The sequence below is a fragment of the Priestia sp. P5_B4 genome (assembly GCF_056400385.1).
Window position 1 is genome coordinate 1 of the sequence record NZ_JBFULJ010000436.1, and the last position, 3,171, is coordinate 3,171.

4 protein-coding genes are annotated in these 3,171 nt (G+C 35.6%); 1 reads left to right on the forward strand and 3 read right to left on the reverse strand.

The annotated features are described in order from the left end of the window. Both AC1DRF_RS20850 and AC1DRF_RS20855 read right to left on the reverse strand, forming a co-directional pair. Nucleotides 1-420 (reverse strand): YibE/F family protein (locus AC1DRF_RS20850; protein ID WP_477741585.1); only part of this gene is annotated, 420 nt, incomplete at its 3' end. Beyond that, complete coding sequence (locus tag AC1DRF_RS20855) at nt 417-1,409, reverse strand: YibE/F family protein (RefSeq protein WP_477741586.1); 993 nt, start codon at nt 1,407-1,409, stop codon at nt 417-419. The genes AC1DRF_RS20850 and AC1DRF_RS20855, both read right to left, overlap by 4 nt. Before the next feature lie 501 nt (nt 1,410-1,910). Here AC1DRF_RS20855 and AC1DRF_RS20860 point away from each other — a divergent pair. Beyond that, nucleotides 1,911-2,477 carry a peptidoglycan-binding domain-containing protein gene (locus AC1DRF_RS20860; RefSeq protein WP_162214079.1) on the forward strand — a complete coding sequence of 189 codons (567 nt, stop codon included), beginning with the start codon at nt 1,911-1,913 and terminating at the stop codon, nt 2,475-2,477. Between the two features lie 223 nt (nt 2,478-2,700). On the opposite strand, the gene AC1DRF_RS20865 is transcribed toward AC1DRF_RS20860, so the two are convergent. Continuing rightward, entirely contained in the window at nt 2,701-3,021 is a 321-nt protein-coding gene (locus tag AC1DRF_RS20865; protein WP_013082802.1) for a 2Fe-2S iron-sulfur cluster-binding protein, read from the reverse strand. Between the last annotated feature and the right edge of the window lie 150 nt (nt 3,022-3,171).

Consider the following 3,171-nt stretch of genomic DNA (forward strand, 5'->3'; position numbering starts at 1 on the left):
CGCTCCTATGGCTCCCATAATAATTGTACAAATGGCTATTTTAGCAAAGTCAATTCCAACGTAAAGTGAAAAAGCGTTAATTTCTTCTTCTTGTTCTTCTCCAAACCCTTGAATCATGGCATGATGTTCAATGATAAAAATAAAGAGTACTAAAACGGCTAAGGTAATAATCGTTGAAACAAACGCAGCAAGCGTTTTATGATTGAATTTATTAATATAAAATAAATTAATACAGCTAATGATTGTACAAGCGATCAACGTAACAATAATCGTATTTTTTATAGACAGCATAAAGAGAATGGTTAGAAAAATAACGCCAAAATTCAAAAACAAAGCAAGGAAAGATCTAATTCCTTTTTTTCCGCCCACCATACTCATCAAAATAAATAAAATAAGAGCAAGCAACAGTAAAACGTTCACTTTCTGTTCCCCTTCCTAAAAATAAAAAGAATCGAAAGATAGAGTGTAATTGGAATCGTTAGCACAATGCCAATGCTGCCAGTAAGAGCACGGATTAACTCTAACGAGAAATTCATTGAAAACGTGTATCCTAAAGGAGAACCGTTTTTTAAATAAAGAAGGACCATTGGAATTGTTCCACTTATATATGAAAAAAATAAAATATTCGTCATGGCTCCCATAATGTCTCCGCCAATTTCCTTGCCCGATTTCAGTAAGTCTTTGTGCGCTATCTCTTTATTCTTTTCATATAGTTCATAAACAGAAGAAGTAATCGTAATAGCTACATCCATCACAGCTCCTAATGATCCTATTAGTACCTCACTCATAAATATTTTTTGAGGAGGAATCGTCACAAACTCCATTCCTTCATAATGAAGACCGTTCGAATCTGTTAGCTGCATGACGATGTACGCAATTAATAGAGAAACAAACGTACCTATTAAAGTTGAAATAATTGCTACATGCATTTTTTCTTGATTACCGCTTACTAATAATAAAGAAATAACTGTAAAAAGAACGACCGCAACAATACATACAGCTAGCAAGCTCACATTCCCTAGTGCTAAATATACATTGAGAGCCCCGATTAAAAGTACAATATTAATAAATAAGCTAATGATTGAATAAAAACCTTGTTTTTTTCCAATCGCCAGCAAAATTAATATAAATAAACCCGCGACAGCGGTAACCTGCGTGTCCCGCTTCACTCCTTCAATCGTGCCACTTAAAGCATGCTGTGAATTCTTTTCTAAGGAGACAAAAAGATCTGTTCCGACAGTGTACTTTTGATCATAAGCACCTGAGTATGAGTACGTATTCTCTAAATGAATAAGCTTCCCTTTGTATTTTCCGTTCATGATTTTAGCAACAATTTTTTGAGAATATACGGTATCTTTGTTGTGATTTAAATCAGTAGATTTATTTTGTTCTACAACATTCGTCTTCACTACCTCCGCTATCGGTTTTTTATAAAGCGAATAATTGCGGTTTGTTACTATTAGCGCTATACACAAACAGCAAATTCCTAGTATATAGAGAAAGATTTGTTTACGCGATAATTTATTAAACTTTTGCTTCGAAAAAAGATTCCTTATATGCTGGGAATACAGAGGTGACATCACATAATTCCTTTCTAGTTATTATTTGAACGCAGAGCTCTTGAACATGAAGAGACTGCAAAGAGATCTAAGACACTTTGCAGTCTCTTCATTCGTTTATTTATTATGGGTGCTATACAGCAAAACACACTATGATCATGCAAGACACTCCACCTGCTATTTTTCATTCCGTACTGTATCAGAGAAAAGTGAAATTATAGTGAAAACATAGAACGATTTATCTACTTCACTAGTTTTTTATGACTATTTTATATAATCATAGGAATATAAAAACAAATAGAAAACTGTCTGCGCTATAATAAATTGACTTTATAACAAGGAGGTTATTTCATGTTAACGAAAAAAACACTTGTCATGCTTTCTACTCTCACCCTTGTAACAACATGCGTAGCATTCAGCACTCCAACTACTGAAGCAGCTGCTAAAGATACCTACTCACAAAAAATTGAAACTAAAGCAGAAACAAGGCCTACGCTTCGTAAAGGTTCTCACTCTAGCTACGTAAAGGACTTACAGCAAAGCTTAAAAGATGTGAAGTATAACACATCAGTTGATGGAATTTTTGGTACGCAAACACAAAATGCAGTAAAAGAATTTCAAACCGATCACAGCTTGTCTCCAGATGGTATTGTTGGCCCCTTAACATGGGCAGCTTTAGATGAGAACAAGGTAGAAAGAAAGCAATTTCCTGTCAGCACAGCTATTACATTCGGTAAAAAAGAACTCGGTGACAACATTGTCTTCAGTACAGACGACCGCTTACGGAAAGATAACAACGATAAAGCTTACTACAGATTCGTAGCAAAAAACAAAGACTGGATGGATCAAGGCGGATCAGGTACCATAGGGTGGTATCATATTTACAAAAATGGAGATGTGATTGAAGCATCCAATTAAACCTATTTACAAATAACGGTTCGAAAAAAGCCTTCACAATCACTCTTTTGAGTGATTTACTATTTCCCTTACAGAATGCTAAAATTTAAAGGAATCATTCCGTAGGTACTTTACTTTAACAAGAACAGCTTTTTCTCCCCGCAGCTGTTCTTGTTATTTTTTAATAAAAATGAAAAAAGCAGCATGCTGAACATTCCACACGCTGCTTTTTGCGATTCCAGGCCTACTCTGCGGGTCGAGGTCCTGCTTCTCGTCCTGAGTTCTCTACCGTTAATATGGGCCGAACGGTGATATCTTCATTTACACGAATTTGACATGATAAGCGCAAGTGATCTTCAATTGAACTTTCTGAGTATGCATTTTTCTCTGCGTGTGTTAAATCACAATATTCACCTTCAAGCACTTCTACCCTGCAAGTCGTACATTTAGCTTTCCCGCCGCATCGATGAAGAATATTTATACCGTTGTCTTCGAGTGCCAAGACAAGCTTTTTTCCTTTTGCCACTTCAAAACTTCCGTATCCTAAAACGGTTACTCTTGGCATGTATCTCCCTCTTTCCCTCTACTGTGTACAAGCGATTTGAATTACACTATATGCAGTTTCTTTTTATTGCATGCCTAAATCCAATTAAGAAGACCATCATTTTGTAATACGGCAACTAAAACGACAATCCCAAGTATAATAACAGGTATC